Raw genomic sequence first — 17,117 nt, forward strand, 5'->3', positions numbered from 1 at the left:
GGGGCGACCCCTTTCCCCCCACATCCCTCTTCTCACCTCGAGCTGGGGGGAGCTTCCTCCCCCCCCCCCCCCCTTCCCCCCTCCCTCCTCTCCTCCCCCCCCCCCCTCCCCCCCCCCGACCGGTGCGACCTGTGCGGGGCCGACGTCGAGCCGGAGCACCGGCATCTGTACGACACTGGCCAGGAGGAGGTGCTGTGCGCGTGCCGGCCCTGTTCCCTGCTGTTCGTGGAGGAGGAGGCGAGCGAGGGGCGGTACCGGCTGGTGCCGCGGCGCCGGGTCCGGCTTCCGGAGGTCGGCACCCGGGAACTCGGCGTTCCGGTGGGGCTGGCGTTCTTCGTACGGCACACGGACGGCACCGTGACCGCGCACTACCCGAGCCCCGCGGGTGCCACCCGCTGGGAGGCGGACGCGGAGGCCTGGCGGGACGTCGTCGCCCGCTGTCCCCCGCTCGCCGGTCTCGTACCGGAGGTGGAGGCACTGCTGGTGAACACCGCGCGCTCCGCGAAACATCACTGGATCGTCCCCGTGGACGACTGCTTCCGGATGGTGGCGCTCGTCCGGCGGGAGTGGCGGGGCCTGTCCGGCGGCAGCCGGGTGTGGCCCGCGGTCGAGCGGTTCTTCGCGGAGTTGACCGAACAACCTCGATGACCCGGCAAGGAGCTGACGATGGGCAGGATCCGAGTAGGCAGACCGCAGGTCAAAACCTATACGCCCCGGCACGTCACCGGGCTGCACCAGGGGAACAAGGGCCCCTACCACCGGCAGCCCGGACACCACAGGGACGGGACGGCGGACGCACGCCGCTCGACCGGGATCCACTGGAAGAAGCACAACGCGATCATGAAGATCATGCCGAGCCTCTCCCCGGGGTGAGGCGCAGGCCACGGCCGCGCCCGAGCGGGCGCGGCCGGACACACGACGAGCGAGGAGTACGGAAGATGACGGCCAGACGAGTGCTGATGGCGGAGGCGCTGATCGTGGGCGGCGTGGCCCTGACCCTACTGGTGAGGGAGATGCCCGGAATCATGCGCGAGGTCAGGATCTGGCGGATGGTTGCGCTCCGGCACGGCTCCAGGCGCCCCCGCTGAACGTCGGCGCACGGTGTGTCACCTGGCTGTAAAGCACCGTTCGCCCCTAATGTCCCTTCCTGTTCACGCGTCCGGCGCGACACAACAGGAGCCCCATGACCACGCGGCAGTTCTTCGGGACGGTGTTCGCGCTCGAGTCCGCCCTCGCCGCTTTCGTGTTCGCCGTCGTCGTGGTGCTCGTGTTCCTCGCCGTGGCGCTGCGCCGGGCGGGGGCCCGGCGCGGCCCGTCGCGCCGGCTGGAGCGCACCCGTCCCGAAGCCTTCTACGTCGCCGTGCTGATCGCCGTGGCGGCCTTCCTGGTGGCCTACACCGCCCGGCAGAACCACGACGAGCACCACGCGGCGGCGCACGGCGATCCGGTGGAGGTGAAGGTCACGTCCTTCCAGTGGTGCTGGCGGTTCGACTATCCGCGGGCCGCCAAGCTGCTGAAGGTGACCGCCGACTGCCGCGGCGGAAGGCAGCCGACGCTCGTGGTGCCGACCGGGCGGCCGATCCGGTTCACGATGACCTCCCGGGACGTCATCCACTCGCTGTGGGTGCCCGACCTCCGCTACAAGCGGGACATCTTCCCGCACCACGTGAACACCGTCACCCTCACCGTGGACCGCGAGGGCCGCTGGACCGGCCGGTGCGGGGAGTTCTGCGGGGACCGCCACCACACGATGGACTTCTGGCTCAAGGCGGTGTCGCCCGCGGCGTACGACAAGTGGCTGGCGCAGCACACGGGAGCGCCGGCGGGCGGTACGCCCGCATGACGACCGCTCAGGCGCCGAGCGGATCCAGGCAGGTGCCGACGGGGAACTGGCTCGGCTGGGCGACCACCACCGACCACAAGCGCATCGGCCTGCTGACCATCGCCACCTCGCTGGTGCTGCTGCTGGTGATGGGGGTCCTCGCCCTGATCATGCGCAGCCAGCTCGCCGGTCCGGAGCTGGACCTGGTGGCCCCGCACACGTACAACGAGCTGTTCACCCTGCACGGCTCGGGGATGATCTACCTCGTCGTCACGCCGTTCGCGCTGGGGATCGGCGTCTACCTGGTCCCCCTGCAGATCGGTGCCCCGGCCGTCGCCGCGCCCCGCACCACACTGCTCGGCTACTGGCTCTACGTGTGCGGGGCCGTTCTGCTGCTGGTCAGCCTGGCCGCCTCCAACGGCAGCGCGAGCTCCGGCTGGTTCTCGTATCCGCCGCTGGCCGACAGCGACTACTCCCCCGGCGTCGGACCCGATCTGTGGATCGTCGGCGTCCTGGTCTCCACCACCGGCATGATCCTCATGGGCTGGACCGTGCTCTGGACGGCGCTGCGCAAGCGGACCCAGGGGATGACCATGCTGCGGATGCCCGTCTTCACCTGGTCCATGGTGGCCAGTTGTCTGATGGTCATCGGGTCCTTCCCCTCGCTCCTCGCCGCCCTCGTTCTGCTCGCCGTGGGCCGCGCCGACCCGTCCGTCTTCCATGCGAACGCGTGGAACATCGGCTACCAGCACCTGTTCTGGTTCTACGGCCACCCGGTCGTGTACGTGATGTTCTTCCCGTACCTGGGGGCGGTCGCCGAGGTGCTGGCCGTCTTCTCCGGGAGGGCCTTCTTCGGCTACAAGGGCACCGTCCTGTCCCTGCTGGTGTTCGCCGCACTGTCGATGAGTGTGTGGGCCCACCACATGTTCGCGACCGGGCAGGTCGCGAACGACTACTACTCCCTGACGTCGATCAGCCTGCTGGTGCCGGCCGGGGTGGAATACTTCGCCATGGTCGGCACGGTGCTCGGCGGCCGGCTGGTCTTCCGCACCCCGATGCTCTTCGCCCTGGCCTTCCTGCCGCAGTTCCTGATCGGGGGCCTGACCGGGATCATGGTCGGCACCCCGGTCCTCGACTACCACCTGACGGACAGCTACTTCGTGGTGGCCCACCTGCACTACGTGCTGTTCGCCGGCAGCGCCTTCGGGCTGTTCGCGGCCGTCTACTTCTGGTTCCCGAAGGCCACCGGTGTGGAGCTGGGCGAGCGCCTGGGCCGTCTGCACTTCGCGCTGCTGGTCATCGGCACCAACCTCACCTTCCTGCCGATGTTCGTGCTCGGCTACCAGGGCATGCCGCGCCGGGTCGTCAGTTACGCCTCCTTCGACGGATTCGGCCTGCTCAACCTGCTCGCGAGCTGCGGAGCCGCCGTGCTGGCGGCGGGCATGGTCGTGTTCGTCGTCAATGTGCTGTGGACGCTGCGCACACGCTCGCTGGGCCGCCATGTGCCCGCGCCGCCCGACCCCTGGGGCGCCAACACCCTGGAATGGGCCACCTCCTCGCCCCCGCCGCCGACGAACTTCACGCCCGAGTTCCCGGTGCCTCCGGTGAAGGGCCACGCGCCGCTGCTGACGCTGCGGGAGGAGCGGGCGCGGTCGGGCGGCCCGGCCGCGCTGTCCGGGAGCCGCGAGTGAAACGGCATGCGGCGGCGCTCGTGGTGGCGGGTTGGGGCCTGCTCAACGGCGTGCTGCTCGCGGTCCTCGCCGTCTACGGGGAGACGAGCCTCGTCTACTGGCTGTGGGGTTCGGCGGTGGCGCTGCTCGAACTGGCCGCGCTGCTGGTGCTCGGATCCTCGGAGGCCGGGCCGGACCAGCACACCCGCTACCGGCTGCCGCGCGGCGGCGCGGGGGCGGCCCTGCCCGCAGCGGCGGGGATCACCCTCGGTGTGCTCTGCTACGTCTACGGCTGGTGGCTGCTGGTCGTCGCCGTCCCGCTGCTGGGCGTGGCCGCGGCGCTCGCGGTGCGGCGGGTCCCCACCCCGGGCGAGGGATGAGCCGTGACCGGGCATCCGACGGCAGGCCCCGTGTGGAGCATGGCCCTGACCGGGCTGTCGGTGTCCGTGCTGGTGCCCGGCGTCCTCCGGGCCACCCGGCGGCATCCGGTGTGGCGGCGCCTGTCGCTGCCCGTGGCGGCCGCGCTGCCGTTCTTCGTCCTGCTGCACGCCGCGGTGACCCTCGCGCACGCCGGGGCCGCCCGGCCACCGGGCCCCATGGTCTGGTGGGAGGCGGCAGTGGTGGCGGCGGCGGTGTGGTTCTGGCTGCCGGTGGTGGGCACCCGGCACCGGCTCTCGGACCCCGGCCGCTGCCTGTACCTCTACCTGTCCATGCCGCTGCTCGACCTTCCCGCCGTGGGACTGATCGCCGCGGGCGAGGACGCGGCGGGGCTCGCCATGGTGGTGTCCATGCTGCCGGTCGGTCTCGCGGCGCTGGCGGTGACCTGGCGGTGGATCCACGCGGAGGAGGCCCGGGAGGCGGGACGCGCCGGCTGACCCCCAGCGGCGCCCTCAGCCGCTGTGGGCCTTCTCGAACTCCTCCGGGTCGGCGGTGACGGCCCGTACCGCCCGCACCTGCCAGTGGGCGGCGGGCAGTTCGACACGGTCGCCGAAGTACCAGGCGCTGAGCCGGTTGCGCACCCGGTGCCTGCGGAAGAGCCGCCACACCTCCGTGCCGTGCGCCCGGGGACGGGGGGTGTCACGCACGAGGATCTTGTACAGCTCCTCCGCGGGGACCGGCGTCCGGCCCTCGCGGTAGCCGCCCGCCGCCGTCCGCCGCACGTCTCCGGTGCCTCCTCCCTCCCGCAGCCTGCGCCGGTCCGCCGCCTGCAGCCCCTGACACAGACGCCGCGTCGCCCAGTAGGCGAAGAGGGGCCCGACGAACAGCAGGGTGCGGAAGGCGTACGTCAGGAACTCCACCGGAACGTGGAAGACGTACGCCAGCACGTCCTGGCCCCCGGCCAGCAGCAGCACCCCGTACACCGTCACGGCCGCCACGCCGAGCGCCGTGCGTGTGGGCTGGTTGCGGGGCCGGTCGCAGAGGTGGTGCTCGCGGGTCGGTCCCGAGAGCCAGCGTTCGAACAGCGGATAGCAGTAGAGGACAGCGAACAGCACGGCGGGCAGGGCCACCCCGGGCAGGAACACGTCCCAGGCGATGGTGTGGCCGGCGAAGTCCGTCTCCCAGGCGGGCATCAGACGCAGCGCGCCCTCCAGATAGCCGACGTACCAGTCGGGCTGCGAGTCGAGCGAGACCTGGTCCGGGCGGTAGGGGCCGAAGTCCCAGATCGGGTTGATCTGGAACAGCGCCGCCATCAGGGCGAGGACACCGGCGACGGCGAAGAACAGGCCCGTCGACTTGGCCGCGTACTGGGGGAACATCGGCTTGCCGACCGCGTTGCGGTTGGTGCGGCCCGGTTCGGCCCACTGGGTGTGCTTGAGCTTCACCACGAGCCCGAGGTGCACCCGGATCAGCAACAGCAGCAGCCCGGGGACGAGCAGGACGTGCACGATGTACAGCCTCGGGATGATGGCGTGCCCGGGGTACTGGCCGTCGAAGAGGAAGAAGCTCAGGTACGTGCCGATGACGGGGATGGACAGCACGATCCCCTGGGAGGTGCGCAACCCCGTGCCGGAGAGCAGGTCGTCGGGGAGCGAGTAGCCGCAGAACCCTTCGAGCAGGGACAGCAGGAACAGCGTCACCCCGATCGTCCAGTTGGCCTCGCGGGGGCGGCGGAAGGCGCCGGTGAAGAAGATGCGCAGCAGGTGGCAGCCGATGGCGGCGACGAAGAGGAGCGCGCCCCAGTGGTGGATCTGCCGGAGGAGCAACCCGCCCCGGACGTCGAAACTGATGTCCAGGGCGGAGAGGTACGCCTGGGAGGCCCGGGTGCCCCGGAGGGGGACGTAGGAGCCGGTGTACGCCGTCTCGGTCATGTCCGGGCGGAAGTAGAACGTGAGGTAGACACCCGTCACGACCAGGACGAGCAGGCTGTAGAGGGCGATCTCGCCCAGCAGGAACGACCAGTGGTCGGGGAAGGCCTTGCGCAGGTACTCCCGTGCCAGGGTCCGCAGCGGCATGCGCCGATCGAGCACCGACACCAGGCGCTCTCCGCGGTGCTCCGCCTCACTGGACCGCTCATCCTCTGACGCCGGCACGTGCTCGTCCTCCCGGGGCAGCCGTCCGCTTCGATCGACACAGCCGTGTCCTGCCGTGGCGCGGGCGAAACGCCCGCTGCGCCGGACAGGTGCCCGCGTCCCGCACGCCCCCGATGACCGGGAAGTCTCCGGGGACCTGCGCCAATGGGTGGAAAAAGCGGTCCGGCGGGACCCATTCGCCCCGGTGGCCGTCGGGGACTGCCGGGCCCGGGGCAGGTCTCGACACAGCACATGTGCGGGAGGACTCATGGCCCTGGTTTCCGAAGTCGTACGGGAGCGCCTGCGCGCCTGGGGCGTCGTCCGCGTGTACGGCTATCCGGGACAGGGGGCCGACCCGCTCCTCGAGGCGTTCCGCCGGGCGGGCCGGGAGCCCGAGTTCGTCCAGGCGCGGCACGGCGAGGCCGCCTCGTTCATGGCGTGCGGGCACGCGCGGTTCACGGAGACGGTCGGCTGCTGCCTCGCCCCGTCCGGGCCGGGTGCCGTGCAGGTCCTCAACGGGCTGTACGACGCCCAGTCGGACCGGCAGCCGGTGGTGGCCCTCCTCGGCGACACGCCGCGGACCGGCGCACAGGCGCGCCGGCCGCAGACGGTGCACCTGGAGCGGCTGTGCGCGGACCTGTCGGAGTCCTGCGAGGTCGTGACCTCCCCGGATCAGGCGGGGCCCGCTCTGGACCGGGCCTTGCGGACGGCGTCGGCCCGGCGCGGGGTGGCCGTGGTGATCCTTCCCGCCGACGTCCTCGAACAGCAGGCCCCGTCAGCGGCCGGCACGGCGGTTCCCGCGGACGCCCTCGCACTCGGGCGGGGCCGACCGCGCCCGATGCCGGAGGAGGGGGAGCTGCGCCGTGCGGCCGCCATCCTCGACGAGGGCCGGAAGGTGGCCGTGGTCATCGGGCGGGGTGCGACGCACGCGGGGGCGGAGGTCCAGCGGGCGGCGGAGCTGCTGGGCGCCGGGGTGGCCAAGGCGCTGCTGGCACTGGACGTCCTCCCCGACGACCTGGAGTACGTGACCGGTCCGGCGGGCCGGGTCGCGAGCCCGGCCAGCGAGAGGCTGGTCAGCGCCTGCGACACGCTGCTGCTGGTCGGGGCGGGTCCCCGCGAGGCCTGGCTGCCGCCCGGCCGGTGGGCGGTGCGCAGCGTCGAGATCAACCCCGAGGCCGGCGTGACCGCCCCGTGCCGGCCGGGGGACGTGCGCCTGGTCGGCGACCCCGGACAGACGCTCGAGGCGCTGCTGCCGCTGCTGCACCGCAAGAAGAACCGCGCCTGGCGCCGCGGCGTCGAGAAGAGCGTGCGGAGGTGGCACGAGGAGCGGCGCAGCGAGGCACGGCAGCACTTCGGGCACCTCATCAACCCGGCCGCCGTCGCCAGGGAACTGTCCGACCGGCTCCCCGACCGGGTGCTGCTCACGGCCGACGCGGGATCCAGCACCGTGTGGTGGGCGCGCCACCTCCATCTGCGCGCCGGGATGCGCGCCGCGCTCTCCGGGCACCACGCGGCCATGGGCACCGCCGTCCCGTACGCCCTGGCGGCCCGCTTCGCGCACCCGGACCGGCCGGTCATCGCCTTCGTGGGCGACGGCGCCTTCCAGATGAGCGGGATGGCCGAGATGATCACCGTCAAGGACTGTCTGGACCGCCTCTCGGGCGGTCCCCCGCTGGTCTTCTGCGTGTTCAACAACCGCGATCTCAACCAGGCGACCTGGGACCGGCGGGCGGCCACCGGAAACCCCCGGCTGAGCGGCACCTCCTCGGTCCCGGACGTGCCCTACGCCGCCTACGCCCGCCTGCTCGGCCTGGAGGGCGTCCACTGCTACCGCCCGGGGGACATCGGCGCCGCCTGGGACGCCGCGCTGGCCGCCCGGCGGCCCGTGGTGGTGGAGTTCGTGGTGGACGCCGAGACGGAGCCGCCACGGCCCCTCACCCCGGCCGAGGAGGGCCGCCGCCGACGGCTCCGCGCCCTCCTGCACCGACTGCGGAGCTGAGCGGGCGGCTGCCGGCCGGGTCACGGTGCCGACGCCTGCTGCGCCGGGGGCGGTCCCGGGCGGCTGGGGCGCGTCTCCCAGCGGCTGCAGGGCCTGCGGGCCGGGCCTCCACGGCCCGGAGACCGTCCCAGGGGCCGCAGCCCGGTCGCAGGCCGGACGCAGGGCGGCCGCAGCCCGGTCGCAGCCCGGACGCAGGCGGCCGCGGTCTGACGGGCCCGGCCCGCTCGGTGCGGCGCGGGGGCGGGCAGTGCGGATGTGCGATCGGCCGCGGGGCTGCCCGCCGCCGCGGCCCGCCTCGGCGGCGGTTCGGCCGGGCGGGGAGCGACCGGGCGGCGGGCGCGGTTGTCGCGGGTCCGGGACCGGGGGGCGGGCGGGGCCGCACCGGTGCTGTGGTGCGACGGTCCCGCCCGTGTCCGGCCGCGTGCCGTCGCCTCCCTCAGGTGGAGTGTTTCGGGGGGCGGACCCAGCCCAGGGACCGTTCCACCGCGCGTTGCCAGTTCTCGTACTCCCACTCCCGCCGCTCGGGGTCCATGTCGGGCAGCCACTGGCCCGCCCGGTGCCAGTTGCGGCGCAGCACCTCCAGGTCGGGCCAGTAGCCGGCGGCGAGTCCGGCGGCGTAGGCGGCGCCGAGGGAGACCGTCTCGGCGACCATGGGCCGCACCACGGGGACGTCGAGCACGTCGGCCAGGAACTGCATGAGCAGGTTGTCGGAGGTCATGCCCCCGTCCACCTTGAGCTGCTTCAGGGCGAGCCCGGAGTCCGCGTTCATCGCGTCGACGACCTCCCGGGTCTGCCAGCCGGTGGCCTCCAGGACCGCCCTGGCCAGGTGGCCCTTGGTGATGTACGAGGTGAGGCCGACGATGACGCCGCGTGCGTCGCTGCGCCAGTGCGGGGCGAACAGGCCGGAGAACGCGGGGACGATGTAGCAGCCGCCGTTGTCCTCGACGCTGCGGGCCAGGGTCTCGATCTCGGGTGCGCTGTTGATCAGGCCGAGACGGTCGCGGAACCACTGGACCAGGGAGCCGGTGACGGCGATCGGGCCCTCCAGTGCGTAGACCGTGGGATGGGGGGCGATCCGGTACGCGACGGTGGTGAGCAGCCCGTGCCGGGACCGCACGAGGTCGGTACCGGTGTTCATCAGCAGGAAGCTGCCGGTGCCGTAGGTGCACTTCGCCTCGCCGGGCGAGAAACAGGTCTGTCCGAACAGGGCCGCCTGCTGGTCGCCGAGGGCGGCCGTGATGCGCACGCCCGGGAGCACCGAGCGGGCCTCGGCGTAGATCTCGGCGGACGACCGGATCTCCGGCAGCATCGGGCCGGGCACCCCGAAGAACTCCATCAGCTCCCGGTCCCAGGTCAGCGTCCGGATGTTGATCAGCATGGTGCGGCTGGCGTTGGTGACGTCGGTGATGTGCAGACCGCCGTCGGTGCCGCCGGTGAGGTTCCAGATCAGCCAGCTCTCGATGGTGCCGAACAGCACCTCGCCCGCCTCGGCCCGCTGCTCCAGGCCCTCGACGTTGTCGAACAGCCATCGGATCCGGGGGGCGGAGAAGTAGGTCGAGGGGGGAAGGCCGCAGCGGTCGAGGAAGAACTCGTCCCCCGGACGGTCCATGAGGTCCTCGACCATCGGGCCGGTGCGGGTGTCCTGCCAGACGATCGCGTGGCCCAGCGGGGCCCCGGTGCGCGGGTCCCACAGCACGGTGGTCTCGCGCTGGTTGGCGATCCCCATGGCGGCGACCTGCCCGGGGTCGATACCGGCGTTGGACAGCGCCTCGGGCACCACGCGCTGCAGGTTGCGCCAGATCTCCACGGCGTCGTGCTCCACCCAGCCGGGCCGGGGGAAGAACTGCTGGTGCTCCCGCTGGGCGACCGACACCAGCCGCCCACGGTGGTCGAACAGGATGCACCGCGTGGAGGTGGTGCCCTGGTCGATGGACACCACATACCGTTCAACCATGATCGGGCCTGCCTTCCGATGCGTCGCCGCGGTGCCCGTACCTACCAGCGGGCCGCGCCCAGGTCTCTGGAGATCGCCCGCGCGGCCTCCCGTAGCAAGGTGATCAGCGCCGGCAGCGGCCGGCCTTTCGTGTCGCAGATCCGCTCGACGGGGCCGGACAGGCCGATCGCGCCCACCACCAGGCCGCCGTGCCCCCGGATCGGCGCGGCGATCCCGGCCTCGCCCACGCTCATCTCCTGCACCTCCGCGCCCCAGCCGAGCTCGCGGATCTCGCCCAGCGCCCGGGTGAGCTGCTCCGGGAGAGCCAGGGTGTGCCGGGTGTACGCCTCCAGGTCGCTCTCCAGCAGGGGCTCGACGGGCGCGGCGCCGAAGGCGAGCAGGACCTTGCCGAGCGAGGAGGCGTGCAGCGGCAGCAGCGCGCCCACGTCCAGGGTCTGGAGGGTGTCGTCCGGCCGGAAGACATGGTGGACCACGAGCACCTTGCCCTCCAGGGGCGTGCCCAGGCGGACCGCCTCCCCGCTGCGGGCGGCCAGGGCGTCGGCCCAGTTGATCGCGCGCGACCGCAGCTCGTTCACGTCGAGGTAGCTGGTGCCGAGGTGCAGCAGGGCCGCCCCGAGCTGGTATTTCCCGGTCGCCGCGTCCTGCTCCACGAAGTCGACGTGCTGCAGGGTGCGCAGGATGCCGTGAGCGGTGCCCTTGGCCAGGCCCAGCGAGGCCGCCACCTCGCCGAGTCCGAGCCGACGGGGGCCGGCGGCGAGCAAACGCAAGATCGCCGCCGCCCTCTCTATGGACTGGACAGGGCCTGCCATGAAGCGATCATAGTCCCGATTCGTCCCGATTAAGGACTTGTGTTCGGTAATGCCGACCGCAGTTCATTGACCGGCGATATTTCCGTCCTTAGCGTTCCATCACGCCCGGCTTCCGGCCTGTGGCGCCGCTCAAGGAGGAGACCCCATGATCACAGCGCAGCTCGACGCCGCGCCGCGTGTGGGCGTGGAGTACGTTTTTCCGCTGCCGCACGCCCCTCGGGCCGTCTCCACGGTGCGCCGGCGCGTACAGGCGGTCCTCACCCGCTGGAACCTGCCCGCCGACATAGCCGACGACGTGCTCCTGGTGACCTCGGAACTGCTCACCAACGCGGTCGTGCACGCCCTGCCGCCCGCGACGCTCACGCTGTCGCGGGTCTTGGTGGACGGGCACGGGGCGGTACGGGTCGACGTGACCGACACCGGACCCGCGCGTACGCCGTGCGAGGTGGACCCGGACGAGCACGGCCGGGGCATCGACATCGTCACCACCCTGTCGGCCCGGTGCGGTGTGCACACGCACCCCGGCGGGACCAGCCGCTGGGCTGACGTGCTCGTGGACTGAGGGGCCCGCGTGGGCGGTCACGGCCGGGGGAAGGTCCTCAGGGCCTGGGCGAGGCCCGCGGCATCGGTGCCGATCTTGCGGTAGACGGAGGAGAGCAACTGTCTCACGCCCTGCTCGGTGAGGCGCAGTTCCTTGGCCACGACCGACGCCGGGTGGCCCTGGGCGGTCAGTTCCGCCGCGGTGCGTTCGTGAGCGGTCAGGGTGTCGGACTGGGCGTAGCGCAGGGGCAGCGACCGCAGGCCCGCCGCGGACAGCTCCGCCCTGGCCCGGGCGGCGAGGCCCTCCGCGCCGCAGTGGACGGCCACCTCCAGCCCCCGGTAGAGCCGGTCGGCGGCCTCCTGCACCCTGCCGCCGCGCACCAGTGCGGCGCCGTGCCCGACCAGGGCCCGGGCCAGCTCGTACGACGCCGGTGAGCGCTCCAGCTGAGCCACGGCCTCCGCGTGCGTGTCGAGCGCGGCGGCGGCGCCGGTCACCTCGGCCTCGATGTGCAGGGCCTGACCGATGACGGATGCCGCGCCGAAGTCCCGGGCCCGCTTGACGGCCTCCGCGGCCAGGCGGGCCGCCCGCTCCGGGGCCCTGGTGGCGAGGGCGGACGCCAGGTCCAGCCGCCAGGGGCACCAGGCCGGATTGCGCCAGGCCCGTGACTCCAGCCAGTTCCCGACGGCGGACAGCAGCCTCTCCGCCTCCTCCTCGCGTCCCTCCGCCAGGAGCAGTTCGGCGTAGACCGTGCGCGGGTCGGGGTAGACGACGGCGCGCGGGACGATCTCGCCGTAGCGGTGCGCGTCGGCGAGGCGGCGCGCCTCGGCGGTGCGGCCCCGGGCCAGCAGGATCTGGATGAGGACGCCGATCGCGAACCACTGCGCCGGAACCGCCTCCCGCACCCGTTCGGCGGTGCGCAGGCCCTCCCGTACCAGGTCCTCCGCCTCGGCGAGGCAGCCGCGGCGGTAGCGGATGTAGCCGAGGAGGGTCTGCCCGAGCGCGAGGTGGGAGCCGCGCCAGCCCTTCGCCTCGCACTCCGCGATGCCCCGGGTGAACAGCTCTTCGGCCCGTCGTGGCTGGTCGCAGTACATGAAGGTGAGGGCGACCGAGACGGGCACCTCGAAACCGCGGTTCTCCTCGGTCCAGCTCAGTCCGCCGCGCAGGGCCTTCTCGGCGTACTGCAGGACCGTGCTGCGCGGCTCGCCGCACAGGAGGGCGTCCCAGGCCCGCAGCCCGAGGATGCAGCGCTCCTCCAGGCTCCGGCCGGGCAGCCGCGCGGCCAGCCGGGCCAGCCGGCGTGAGCGGGCCCGCGGGTCGGGTTCGTCGGTGCGGCACGAGCTCCACTGGAAGTGGTCGGCCTGCATCCTCAGGCGCGTGCGCGAGTGCGTGGCGCGGCGCGCCTCCGCCTCCGCCACGGCCGCGGCCTCGGCCACCCGGTCGGTGTGCGCGAGCGCCTGGGTCAGCCGGTAGACGATGCGGGCGCGCAGCTCGTCGTCGATGGCGTCTTCCGCGAGCGCCGCCCGCAGGTGGCCGACGGTCGCCGCCGGGTCGATCAGGAACGTGGCACCGGCGAGTTCGTGGAGCAGCGCGGCACGCTCCTCCTGGGCGGGCGGCTCGCGCAGCGCCCGGAGCAGAACGCGCCGGGCGGCTTCGGGGGCCCCTGCGCGCAGGTACTCACGGGCGGCCTCGCGCAGGCAGTCGACGGCGTCGGCGTTGCCCTCGCAGGGAACCTCCAGCAGATGCCGGGCGGCTGCGACGGCGCCGAGCCCGGCCGTGCGGACGGCCTCCGCGGCCGCGTTGTGCAGCCCGACCCGCACGGCGGGCGGGATGGCCCGGTAGACGGTGGTGGCGATCAGCGGGTGAACGAACTCCAGGGCGCCCCGGGAGTCCTCGCCCTCGGCCAGGATGCGCGCGGAGCGCAGCGTCTCGACGGCCTCGGCCGCCTGCTCGCTGCCGACCACCGCGATGGTGGCGGCGAGTTCCCGCGAGATGGAACTGCCCAGCACGGCCGCGGCCCAGGCGAAGCGGACGGTGGGCGTGCCGAGTTGCCGCAGGCGTGCGAGCAGTCCGGGACCCTTGACCGCCGAGGCGAGGTCCCGCATCACCGGAAGCTCCGCGCGGGTGCCCTTCACCCGGCGCCGGCCGAGCCGGATCGCGAGCTCGACGATCTCGAACGGGCTGCCTCCGGTGATCTGCCGGCATTCGCCGCAGAACGCGTCCTCGGCCTCCTCCCCCAGTTCGTCCCGCAGGATCCGCGCCACGCCGTCGGAGGTGAGCGGCGCCAGGGTGTAGGGGCGGCCTCCGTGGCGTTCGGTGAGGGAGCCGAACGCGGTCGCGGCGGGCGGCAGTTCGTCCGGCCGGTAGGCGACGACGATCAGCAGCGGCAGGCCGTCGGCCCGTGGCGCGAAGGAGGTGAGCCAGCTCAGCGACTCGTCGTCGGCCCAGTGCAGGTCGTCCAGGAGCAGGACGACGGGCGCCTTCAGCACCGTCAGGCGGGTCATCACCCAGTCCAGACCGTCGCGGACCACGGTCGGGTCCGGCACCGGTGCGACGCCTTCCGCCTCGAGCCCGAGGGCGGCGGCGACGGTGCCGTACCAACTCCCCAGCAGCTCGCGGCGGTCCGTGCCGTCCATCGCCGCGAGGACGGGCTGCAGAAGTTGCCGGACCACGCGGAAGGCCACGCCCTGTTCGTTCTCGCCGCCCTTGCCGGAGAGCACGGTGCATCCGTGGGCCGCGGCGCGGGCGCGGACTTCCGCGAGAAGCCTGGTCTTGCCCAGGCCGGCCGATCCGCTGAAGGCGAGCAGTCCGCCCTGCCGAACGGGCACGGCGCCGTCTCCCGTGCCGCACAGGTCCGTCAACGCGGAGTCGATCGCCTCCAGTTCCCGGTTTCGCTCCAGCAACGTCCGGTGCCCGGTGTCCGGTTGCCGTGGTCCGTGCGCCATGTGCCCCGCCGCTTCCTGCCGTCAGCTGTCGGAAGACAGCGCTGAGCGTACGCCCTGGTGGGCGCGCCGGGAGGCTTTCGAGCGGTAGAGCGTATGGAAAGAATGAATCATCAACGGCGGCGGTTTGCCCGTCCCCACCTCGGGTAACGCGGCCGAGCCGGACTCCTTGCGGGAGCCCGGCGGTACGTGCCCGTCAGGACGCCGCCGGCGGGCGGGAGTCGCGCCGCGCCACCGTACCTCACCGGGCGACGGGGACGGCCGCGGTGTCCGCGTAGCGCGGCACGTCGCGGGACCAGTAGTAGCAGCCGCGGATCCAGCCGGCCATGCCGTCCACATAGCCGAGGCCGGCGGGGCTCAGCCGCGGCCCGATCTCCCGGGAGAGCCGCTCGAACTCCCTGATGGTGCCGTTGATCCGCCGGATGGCGAGCCGGACCGCCTGCGGCAGGGTGCAGTGGTGCTCCCTGCGGTAGGCCAGGGCCAGGTTGATCATGCCGCCCTCCCGTTGCTCCTTCACGGCGGAGAACAGGTCGGGTATCCACACCGCGGCGTCGGCCGACAGTCTCCGCAGCCGGCGCACGGCCGGGTGCCACAGCTCGTCGGGGGACAGCGGGTGGGGCTGTGCGGCCTCGCACAGCGGGTAGAAGGGTTCGACGCCCGCGGTGAGGGACCGTATCGAGCGGCACAGGCCGAACCGTATGCGGGAGGGGTCGGCCTGGGCCACCGCCTCGTACAGCAGGCCGTGCACGTACTCGCGGCCGTGCCATGCCCAGCGCGCCGCCTGGTCGGGTGTGCAGCGCTCCGCGACCTGCCGGTGCAGGTCGGCCAGGGCGGAACCGAGCGGCGTGGTCGGCGGCCGGCCGTCGCGCAGGACCTCGATGCTCTCGCACAGCATGGGCAGCAGCCGGCTCGGCCGGTGCCGGCCGACCTCTTCCGCCCGGTCGTCGAAGACGAACTGGTAGGCGATCTGGTTCGCCACGATCCGCAGGAGGCCGGCGTCCACGGTGGGGCTGTTGTAGGAGGCCAGTTCCGCGGGACGGGTGCGGGCGACCATCGCCGCGACCGCGGGGTCGCCGGTCAGACCCCAGGTGCCCAACCATTCCTCGACACCGGCCGCGGCCTCGGATTCGTGCGGATTGCGCATCGGGGGAAAGGGCATGTAGAGCTCGGACTCGATCAGTTCCCTGAGGTTTCCGGCCGGATTCCCGGTGTGCGGTCCGGTCGTCGTGCGTTCATGCTCCGCCTGCACCTTTGTCGCCTTCCCTTCGGCGGTTCCGCGGCAAGGATGTGGCCGTTCCGTTTGGGGGGAATTCCTGCGGGAATCGGGCGGGAGCGCCGGGCGGAATGCGGACGGCCGCTGTCCGGGGTGCGGCGTCCTTGTCCGGGATGGGGGAGGTCCGCGCCTGCGGTTTCCCGGGCGGTGTATGTGACCGCGGTTCGCAGATCATCTTCAGTGCCCTCGGCCCGAGGGTGGCCGCGGGGCGGGGCTGCTCGACGTGCCCGGGCAGCGGCCGCAGACGCCAGCGGCGGGCGACCGTCGCCACGGCCAGGGTGGCCTCCGCCATGGCGAAGGCGTCCCCGACGCATTTGCGGCTGCCCGCGGCGAAGGGGAGCAGGGCGCCGTTCCGTACCGCCGCGGACCGCCCGGACAGCCAGCGCTCGGGCAGGAACCGGTCGGGGTCGGGGAACGAGGCGGGATCGTGGTGCAGGACGTAGGGGCTGTACAGGACGGTCGCCCCCTTGGGGAGCCGGATGCCGGCGAGGTCGGTCTCCCTGGTGGTGGTCCGGGTGAAGAGCCAGCCGGGCGGATACACCCGCAACGTCTCCGTCACCACGCTGCGGGTGTACACCAGGCGCGTCAGCTCCTCCCGGCCGGGCGGCCGCCCGTCGGCGAGCACCTCGTCGACCTCCGCGTGCAGCCCGCGCTCGACCTCCGGGCGGCGGGGCAGCAGGGCGAACAGCGAACCCAGGCACATCGCCGTGCTCTCGACGCCGGTGAGCAGGACCGTGATCAACTGGTCGTGGATCTCCCGGCCGGTGACCGCAGCCGCTCCCCCGTGGCGCTGCTCGGCCTCCAGCAGGGTGCCCAGCAGGTCGTCGCGGGGGCGGCCCCGCCGCCGTTCGTCGATGACGGAGTCGACGATCGCGTGCAGGCGGTCGAAGGCACGGCGGTAGCGGCGGTTGGCGGGCGTGGGGAGGCGGAAGAGGGGGGCGAGCGGCACCACCGTACGGACGAACAGGCCGCGGACGAGGGCCGCGAGGCAGTCCCGCAGCTCGGCGACGGTCGTCGCGTCCAGCGCGTCGGAGAGCAGAAAGCGGCTGGTCACCCGGGTGGTCAGGGCCAGCATCGCCCCGCTCACGTCGACCTGCTCGCCGGGCCGCCAGGCGCCGAACACCGACTCGGCCTCCTCACCCATCACCCGCGCGTAGGCGGCGATCCGGGCGGGGTGGAAGGCGGGCTGGATCAGCGAGCGCTGCCGCCGGTGATCGTCGTGCGCGCAGGTGACCAGGCCGTCGCCCATCAGCGGCCGCAGCCTGTCGTACTGCGGACCGCCCTTGTCGAAGGTGCGGGCGTCCATGAGGACCCGGTGCACCAGCTCGGGATGGCACACCAGCCAGGCACGCTGGGGACCGAGGCGTATCTCGACCAGGTCCCCGTACCTGGAAACGGAATTCAGAAAGGCAAGCGGGTGCCGGAACAGGGTCATACCGTGACCGACGAATGGGAATATGCCCGGCGCAGTACCCACTGTCCACACTCGCTCGGCGGCGGGCAGGTAACCGCTCATCGAATACCACCTTCCGCGGTCTGCACAGGTAAATCGGTGAATGTTCCCAGGACGCGGAGCATGAGTCCTGTCCTGCCTAGTCCA

At 72.9% G+C, this 17,117-nt stretch carries 15 protein-coding genes; 9 read left to right on the top strand and 6 right to left on the bottom strand.

The window, feature by feature from the left end:
- Positions 1-42 precede the first annotated feature (42 nt).
- From ACZ4SW_RS19210 to ACZ4SW_RS19240, 7 genes are all read left to right on the top strand, one after another.
- The gene (locus ACZ4SW_RS19210) at positions 43-648 is read left to right on the top strand and encodes a DUF5947 family protein (protein ID WP_468244959.1); all 606 of its coding nucleotides are present in this window, start codon (positions 43-45) and stop codon (positions 646-648) included.
- Between the two features lie 18 nt (positions 649-666).
- Complete coding sequence (locus ACZ4SW_RS19215) at positions 667-873, top strand: hypothetical protein (RefSeq protein WP_468244553.1); 207 nt, start codon at positions 667-669, stop codon at positions 871-873.
- A gap of 65 nt (positions 874-938) precedes the next feature.
- Positions 939-1,088: a hypothetical protein gene (locus ACZ4SW_RS19220; protein ID WP_468244556.1), complete on the top strand. Its 150-nt coding sequence runs from the start codon at positions 939-941 to the stop codon at positions 1,086-1,088.
- Positions 1,089-1,183: 95 nt separating this feature from the next.
- A complete protein-coding gene (locus ACZ4SW_RS19225) occupies positions 1,184-1,843 on the top strand; it encodes a cytochrome c oxidase subunit II (RefSeq protein ID WP_468244558.1) in 660 nt (219 codons plus the stop codon).
- The gene (locus ACZ4SW_RS19230) at positions 1,840-3,513 is read left to right on the top strand and encodes a cytochrome c oxidase subunit I (protein ID WP_468244561.1); all 1,674 of its coding nucleotides are present in this window, start codon (positions 1,840-1,842) and stop codon (positions 3,511-3,513) included. The genes ACZ4SW_RS19225 and ACZ4SW_RS19230 overlap by 4 nt, the downstream gene beginning before the upstream one ends.
- Positions 3,510-3,872, top strand: coding sequence for a hypothetical protein (locus tag ACZ4SW_RS19235; RefSeq protein WP_468244563.1), 363 nt, complete (start codon positions 3,510-3,512; stop codon positions 3,870-3,872). The genes ACZ4SW_RS19230 and ACZ4SW_RS19235 overlap by 4 nt, the downstream gene beginning before the upstream one ends.
- Positions 3,873-3,875: 3 nt before the next feature.
- Entirely contained in the window at positions 3,876-4,367 is a 492-nt protein-coding gene (locus tag ACZ4SW_RS19240) for a hypothetical protein (RefSeq protein WP_468244565.1), read from the top strand.
- A 15-nt stretch (positions 4,368-4,382) separates the two neighbouring features.
- Here the strand turns inward: ACZ4SW_RS19240 and qcrB are convergent, their stop codons facing one another.
- On the bottom strand, positions 4,383-5,945 hold the full coding sequence (qcrB, locus tag ACZ4SW_RS19245; protein WP_468244962.1) for a cytochrome bc1 complex cytochrome b subunit: 1,563 nt from the start codon (positions 5,943-5,945) through the stop codon (positions 4,383-4,385).
- A 325-nt stretch (positions 5,946-6,270) separates the two neighbouring features.
- Between qcrB and ACZ4SW_RS19250 the strand changes: the two genes are divergently transcribed.
- Positions 6,271-8,001 carry a thiamine pyrophosphate-dependent enzyme gene (locus tag ACZ4SW_RS19250; protein ID WP_468244568.1) on the top strand — a complete coding sequence of 577 codons (1,731 nt, stop codon included), beginning with the start codon at positions 6,271-6,273 and terminating at the stop codon, positions 7,999-8,001.
- A 436-nt stretch (positions 8,002-8,437) separates the two neighbouring features.
- Here ACZ4SW_RS19250 and glpK read toward each other — a convergent pair whose 3' ends face one another.
- Both glpK and ACZ4SW_RS19260 read right to left on the bottom strand, forming a co-directional pair.
- Positions 8,438-9,955, bottom strand: coding sequence for a glycerol kinase GlpK (glpK, locus tag ACZ4SW_RS19255; protein ID WP_468244571.1), 1,518 nt, complete (start codon positions 9,953-9,955; stop codon positions 8,438-8,440).
- Between the two features lie 41 nt (positions 9,956-9,996).
- Positions 9,997-10,764 (bottom strand): IclR family transcriptional regulator, encoded by a 768-nt coding sequence (locus tag ACZ4SW_RS19260; RefSeq protein ID WP_468244574.1) that lies wholly within the window; start codon positions 10,762-10,764, stop codon positions 9,997-9,999.
- Positions 10,765-10,909: 145 nt separating this feature from the next.
- Here ACZ4SW_RS19260 and ACZ4SW_RS19265 point away from each other — a divergent pair, with 145 nt between their 5' ends.
- Positions 10,910-11,326: an ATP-binding protein gene (locus tag ACZ4SW_RS19265; protein ID WP_468244576.1), complete on the top strand. Its 417-nt coding sequence runs from the start codon at positions 10,910-10,912 to the stop codon at positions 11,324-11,326.
- A 17-nt stretch (positions 11,327-11,343) separates the two neighbouring features.
- Here the strand turns inward: ACZ4SW_RS19265 and ACZ4SW_RS19270 are convergent, their stop codons facing one another.
- From ACZ4SW_RS19270 to ACZ4SW_RS19280, 3 genes are all read right to left on the bottom strand, one after another.
- Positions 11,344-14,247 carry an ATP-binding protein gene (locus ACZ4SW_RS19270; protein ID WP_468244578.1) on the bottom strand — a complete coding sequence of 968 codons (2,904 nt, stop codon included), beginning with the start codon at positions 14,245-14,247 and terminating at the stop codon, positions 11,344-11,346.
- A 238-nt stretch (positions 14,248-14,485) separates the two neighbouring features.
- Positions 14,486-15,493, bottom strand: coding sequence for a (-)-alpha-amorphene synthase (locus ACZ4SW_RS19275; RefSeq protein ID WP_468244580.1), 1,008 nt, complete (start codon positions 15,491-15,493; stop codon positions 14,486-14,488).
- The gene (locus ACZ4SW_RS19280; RefSeq protein WP_468244582.1) at positions 15,477-17,033 is read right to left on the bottom strand and encodes a cytochrome P450; all 1,557 of its coding nucleotides are present in this window, start codon (positions 17,031-17,033) and stop codon (positions 15,477-15,479) included. Before ACZ4SW_RS19280 ends, ACZ4SW_RS19275 begins: the two co-directional genes overlap by 17 nt.
- Positions 17,034-17,117 lie beyond the last annotated feature (84 nt).

The organism is Streptomyces sp. NPDC028331 (assembly GCF_055565775.1).

Excerpts from the sequence above, each read along its gene's own strand:
- ACZ4SW_RS19230 (WP_468244561.1), top strand. The coding sequence starts at position 1,840 with ATGACGACCGCTCAGGCGCCGAGCGGATCCAGGCAGGTGCCGACGGGG.
- ACZ4SW_RS19270 (WP_468244578.1), bottom strand. The coding sequence starts at position 14,247 with ATGGCGCACGGACCACGGCAACCGGACACCGGGCACCGGACGTTGCTG.
- ACZ4SW_RS19260 (WP_468244574.1), bottom strand. The coding sequence starts at position 10,764 with ATGGCAGGCCCTGTCCAGTCCATAGAGAGGGCGGCGGCGATCTTGCGT.
- glpK (WP_468244571.1), bottom strand. The coding sequence starts at position 9,955 with ATGGTTGAACGGTATGTGGTGTCCATCGACCAGGGCACCACCTCCACG.
- qcrB (WP_468244962.1), bottom strand. The coding sequence starts at position 5,945 with ATGCCGCTGCGGACCCTGGCACGGGAGTACCTGCGCAAGGCCTTCCCC.
- ACZ4SW_RS19250 (WP_468244568.1), top strand. The coding sequence starts at position 6,271 with ATGGCCCTGGTTTCCGAAGTCGTACGGGAGCGCCTGCGCGCCTGGGGC.
- ACZ4SW_RS19225 (WP_468244558.1), top strand. The coding sequence starts at position 1,184 with ATGACCACGCGGCAGTTCTTCGGGACGGTGTTCGCGCTCGAGTCCGCC.
- ACZ4SW_RS19280 (WP_468244582.1), bottom strand. The coding sequence starts at position 17,033 with ATGAGCGGTTACCTGCCCGCCGCCGAGCGAGTGTGGACAGTGGGTACT.
- ACZ4SW_RS19220 (WP_468244556.1), top strand. The coding sequence starts at position 939 with ATGACGGCCAGACGAGTGCTGATGGCGGAGGCGCTGATCGTGGGCGGC.
- ACZ4SW_RS19265 (WP_468244576.1), top strand. The coding sequence starts at position 10,910 with ATGATCACAGCGCAGCTCGACGCCGCGCCGCGTGTGGGCGTGGAGTAC.
- ACZ4SW_RS19215 (WP_468244553.1), top strand. The coding sequence starts at position 667 with ATGGGCAGGATCCGAGTAGGCAGACCGCAGGTCAAAACCTATACGCCC.